Below are 5,229 nucleotides of genomic sequence, written 5' to 3'. Positions count from 1 at the left end.
CGACCTGTCCAAGATGATCACGGTGACGGCGCGCGGCGAGATCCTGGAGCTGAAGACCACCATCAACACGATGGTGGACACGCTGTCGTCGTTCTCGTCCGAGGTGACCCGCGTCGCCCGCGAGGTCGGCTCCGAGGGACAGCTCGGCGGGCAGGCCCGCGTCGAGGGCGTGTACGGCACGTGGAAGCGCCTGACGACGAACGTGAACGAGCTGGCGCTCAACCTGACCACCCAGGTCCGCGCGATCGCCGAGGTCGCCTCCGCCGTGGCCCAGGGCGACATGTCCCGCTCGATCACCGTCGAGACGCGCGGCGAGGTCGCCGAGCTCAAGGACAACATCAACCTGATGGTGTCCAACCTGCGCGAGACCACCCGTGCCAAGGACTGGCTGGAGTCCAACCTGGCCCGCCTGGCCGGCCTGATGCAGGGCCACCGGGACCTCATGGAGGTCGCCGACCTGATCCTGCGCGAGCTGACGCCGCTGGTGAACGCCGGGTACGGCGCGTTCTTCCTGGCCGACCCGGACGCCGACGGCACCGTGCCGCTGCAGACCGCGCCCGCCAAGGGCCTCGCCTTCATCGCCGGGTACGGCTCCGCGCAGGGCAGCGCCACCGAGGAGGAGGGCTTCCTCGTCGACACCGGCGGGATGCCCGCGCACGGCCTCGTACGCCAGGCCGCCCTGGAGAAGAAGCGCATCCTCCTGGACGAGGTGCCGCCCGACTACATCAAGATCCACTCGGGGCTCGGGGACGCGTCGCCCGCCAGTGTCGTCATCATCCCGATCCTCTTCGAGGACAAGCTGCTCGGCGTCATCGAGCTCGCCACGTTCTCCCGCTTCTCCGACGTCCACCTGGCGTTCTTCGACCAGTTCGTGAACACCATCGGCGTCGCCATCAACACCATCATCGCCAACTCCCGCACGGAGTCCCTGCTGAGCGAGTCCCAGCGGCTCGCCACCCAGCTCCAGGAGCGCTCCGACGAGCTCCAGCGCCAGCAGGCCGAGCTGCGCCGCTCCAACGCCGAGCTGGAGGAGAAGGCGGCGCTGCTCGCCACGTCCTCGCAGTACAAGTCGGAGTTCCTCGCGAACATGTCGCACGAGCTGCGCACCCCGCTGAACTCGCTGCTCATCCTCGCCCGGCTGCTCTCCGACAACCCCGACGGCAACCTCTCCGACCAGGAGGTGCAGTTCGCCTCCACGATCCACCGCTCGGGATCCGACCTGCTCCAGCTGATCAACGACATCCTCGACCTGTCGAAGATCGAGGCCGGGCGGATGGACGTACGCCCGAAGAAGCTGCCGCTGATCAAGGTCCTCGACTATGTGCACGCCACGTTCCGCCCGCTCACGCTCGACCGGGGGCTCGCCTTCGACGTCACGGTCGGTCAGGACGTGCCGCGCGAGATGTTCACCGACGAGCAGCGCCTCCAGCAGATCCTGCGCAACCTGCTGTCCAACGCGGTCAAGTTCACCGCGAACGGCAGCGTCGAGCTGAGCGTGCAGCACCTGAAGAACTCCCCCGACCCGCTCCTGAGCGACCGCGGCGACCTGATCAGCTTCACCGTCAGCGACACCGGCATCGGCATCCCGCCCGAGCAACTCCCGGTGATCTTCGAGGCGTTCCAGCAGGTCGACGGCACCACCAACCGCAAGTACGGCGGCACAGGCCTCGGCCTGTCCATCAGCCGCGAGATCGCGGGCCTGCTCGGCGGCCGCATCACCGCCGAGTCCCGCCCCGGCGAGGGCTCCACCTTCACGCTGTACGTGCCCGTGGTGCACCCCGGACACGGCGCGGCGGCGGTGGCGTACGCCTCCACGCGCGCCCTGCCCACGCCCGAACCGCACGAGCAGGTGGCCCTGACGGTGCAGGGCATGCCCGAGACCGACGACAACTGGCCCGCGCCGACCAAGCTCGAAGCCTGGAAGGAGGGACACGCGGGCCGCGTCCTGCCGGGCCGCCGGGTGCTGATCGTCGACGACGACATCCGCAACGTGTTCGCGCTGACCCATGTCCTCAGCCGCGTCGGCCTGGTCGTCCTTTACGCGGAGAACGGCCGCGAGGGCATCGAGACCCTGGAGCGCAATCCCGACACCGACCTGATCCTGATGGACATCATGATGCCGGAGATGGACGGCTACGAGACCATCGCCGCGATCCGCCGCTCCCCGCGCTGGACCGGCCTGCCCATCGTGGCCCTCACCGCCAAGGCCATGCCCGGCGACCGCGAGAAGGCCATCTCGCAGGGCGCCACCGACTACGTGCCGAAGCCGGTGGACGTGGACCAGCTGCTCACGGTGGTCTGCGCGCTGCTCGACCCGGACGGGGAGTCGCCCGGGCCCAGGCGGTCCGGTGACCCCGACGGGGCCGACGCAGCCGCTGACGTCACCGAAGCCGATGGAGCCGCCGAAGCCGATGGAGCCGATGCAGCCGGTGAGACCGGAGAAGCCGAAGAGACCGACCTGCCGACGACAGAGGCCGACGACTGAGTGAGGCGCCGTCACCATGACTACTGAGGCAGCCGCGGGCGACCGCGCGAGCATCCTCCTCGTCGACGACATGGAGGACAACCTGGTGGCCCTCGAAGCCGTCCTCGGGTCACTCAACGAGCCGCTGGTGCGCGCCCGTTCGGGAGAGGAGGCGATGAAGGCGCTGCTCCGGCAGCGCTTCGCCGTGGTCCTCCTGGACGTCCGGATGCCCGGCATGGACGGCTTCGAGACCGCGTCCAACATCAAGCGCCTCGACCAGACGAAGGACGTGCCCATCATCTTCCTGACGGGCACCGACAACGACGCGGGCTATGCCTTCCGCGGCTACGCGACGGGCGCCGCGGACTACCTCACCAAGCCCTTCGACCCCTGGGTGCTGCGCGCCAAGGTCACCGTCTTCCTCGACCTGCACCGCAAGAACCAGCAGCTGGAGCGCCTCCTGGCCCGCGAGCAGGAGCAGTTCGACGAGCTGTCCCGCAGACTCACGGCCATGGAGCGGCACATGGCCGCGAGCAGCCTGACGGACGTCCTCGAACTGCGCCACCACGTCGTGCAGATGGAGCAGACGCTGCGGGACATGCGACGCGGGCGGTGCGGGTGACCGCGCGGTGCGGCCGACCACCCCGCCCGCGCGGTGCGCGCCGGTCAGGCCTCGCGTGACCCGGCGTACATCTCCTCGATCAGGCCCTTGTACTCCCGCTCCACCACCGGGCGCTTCAGCTTCAGGCTGGGCGTCAGCTCGCCGTGCTCGACGTCGAGGTCGCGCGGGAGCAGCTTGAACTTCTTGATGGTCTGCCAGCGCTGCAGGCCCTCGTTGAGCTGCTTGACGTACCCCTCGATCAGCTCGACCGTCGCGGGCGCGGCCACCACGTCGGCGTAGGACTTGCCGCCCAGGCCGTTCTCCGCCGCCCAGCCGAGGATGGCCGCCTCGTCGAGCGCGATGAGCGCGGAGCAGAAGTTCCGGTCGGCGCCGTGCACCAGGATGTTGGAGACGTACGGACACACCGCCTTGAACTGGCCCTCGACCTCGGCGGGCGCGATGTACTTGCCGCCGGACGTCTTGATCAGGTCCTTCTTGCGGTCGGTGATCCGCAGATAGCCGTCGGGGGACAGCTCGCCGATGTCGCCGGTGTGGAACCAGCCGTCGGCCTCCAGGACCTCCGTGGTCTTCTCGGGCAGCTTGTGGTAGCCCTCCATGATGCCGGGGCCGCGCAGCAGGATCTCGCCGTCGTCCGCGATCCGCACCTCGGTGCCGGGCAGCGGCTTGCCGACGGTGCCGGTGCGGTAGGCCTCACCGGGGTTCACGAAGGAGGCCGCGGAGGACTCGGTCAGGCCGTAGCCCTCCAGGATGTGGATGCCGGCGCCCGCGAAGAAGTAGCCGATCTCGGGCGCGAGCGCCGCCGAACCGGAGATCGCGGCCCGCAGCCGCCCGCCGAACGCCTCGCGCAGCTTGGCGTACACGAGCTTGTCGGCGACCTTGTGCTTGGCGCCGAGGCCGAACGGCACCGAGGCGACGCCGGTCCTGCGGAAGTTGTCCTGGCTCGTCTTCGCGTACTCGCGCGCGACCTCGGCCGCCCACAGGAAGATCTTCAGCTTGGCGCCGCCGCCCGCCCGCGCCTTGGCCGCGACTCCGTTGTAGACCTTCTCGAAGATGCGCGGCACCGACGCCATGTACGTCGGCTGCACCACCGGCAGATTCTCGATGATCTTGTCGACGCGGCCGTCCACGGCCGTGACGTGCCCGAGCTCGATCTGCCCGCTGGTCAGCACCTTGCCGAAGACGTGCGCGAGCGGCAGCCACAGGTACTGCACGTCCTCGGCGGTGAGCAGCCCGGTCGCCGCGATGGCCTTCGCCATGTACGACCAGTTGTCGTGCGGAAGCCGCACGCCCTTGGGGCGGCCCGTGGTCCCCGACGTATAGATGATCGTCGCGAGATGATCGGCCTGGATCGCCTCGATCCGCTCCTTGACCGCCCCCGGGTTCTTCTCCAGGTACGCGGCGCCGCGCGCCTCCAGGTCCGCGAGCGTGAGCACCCAGCCCTCGGGGTCGTCCGCCGCGGGCTCGAGACCCTCGGCGTCGAAGACCACGACGTGCCTCAGGTCGGGCAGCTCCGCCCGCTTCTCCCGTGCCTTCGCGAGCTGCTCGACGTTGTCGGCGAGCAGCACCCGGCTCTCGGAGTCCGCCAGGATGTACGCGGCCTCCTCGGCGTTGGTCTGCGGGTAGATCGTCGTCGTGGCCGCGCCCGCGCACACCACGCCCAGGTCGGTGAGGATCCACTCGACCCGGGTCGCGGAGGCGAGCGCGACCCGGTCCTCCGGGAGCAGGCCGAGATCGATGAGGCCGGCGGCGACGGCATAGACCCGCTCGGCCGCCTGCGCCCAGCTGACCGCCTTCCAGTCGTCGGGGCCCTGACCGGACGCCGCGGGGACGGGATAGCGGTAGGCCTCGGCATCGGGCGTGGCAGCCACCCGCTCAAGGAAGAGGTGCGCCACGGAAGGCGGCCGGTTCTCGATCAAGGTCTGTGTGTCGCTCACGACATCCTCCGGGCCCTCTCCAGGCACTTGTTTAACTTGCGAGTAACCTCCGAGCAGTGATCAGGGTAGAGGCCATGAGCCCGCCGCGTAAGGGGCTACTGCCTGTCACTTTCTACGGAACGGGGCGGTAGCTTCACGCGGGGCCCGGCCTCCGGCGGCCGGTCTCCGCCTGCGATCCGCATACGAGAAGCGCCCGTCCGGTGTACGGA

At 69.5% G+C, this 5,229-nt stretch carries 3 protein-coding genes; 2 read left to right on the top strand and 1 reads right to left on the bottom strand.

Annotated features, from left to right (window positions below; translation table 11 throughout):
- Nucleotides 1-2,485 (top strand): ATP-binding protein (locus ACFWZ5_RS22600; RefSeq protein ID WP_384891225.1); only part of this gene is annotated, 2,485 nt, incomplete at its 5' end.
- A 16-nt stretch (nt 2,486-2,501) separates the two neighbouring features.
- Nucleotides 2,502-3,086 (top strand): two-component system response regulator, encoded by a 585-nt coding sequence (locus tag ACFWZ5_RS22595; protein ID WP_384804362.1) that lies wholly within the window; start codon nt 2,502-2,504, stop codon nt 3,084-3,086.
- A gap of 44 nt (nt 3,087-3,130) precedes the next feature.
- Here the strand turns inward: ACFWZ5_RS22595 and ACFWZ5_RS22590 are convergent, their stop codons facing one another.
- Nucleotides 3,131-5,020 (bottom strand): AMP-dependent synthetase/ligase, encoded by a 1,890-nt coding sequence (locus tag ACFWZ5_RS22590; protein ID WP_384804364.1) that lies wholly within the window; start codon nt 5,018-5,020, stop codon nt 3,131-3,133.
- Nucleotides 5,021-5,229: the final 209 nt, after the last annotated feature.

It is taken from the genome of Streptomyces sp. NPDC059003, assembly GCF_042740445.1.
In the GTDB taxonomy this organism is placed as follows: Bacteria; Actinomycetota; Actinomycetes; order Streptomycetales; family Streptomycetaceae; genus Streptomyces.
Note: the sequence above shows the minus strand (reverse complement) of the source record. Positions and strands in the feature narration are given on the sequence as shown.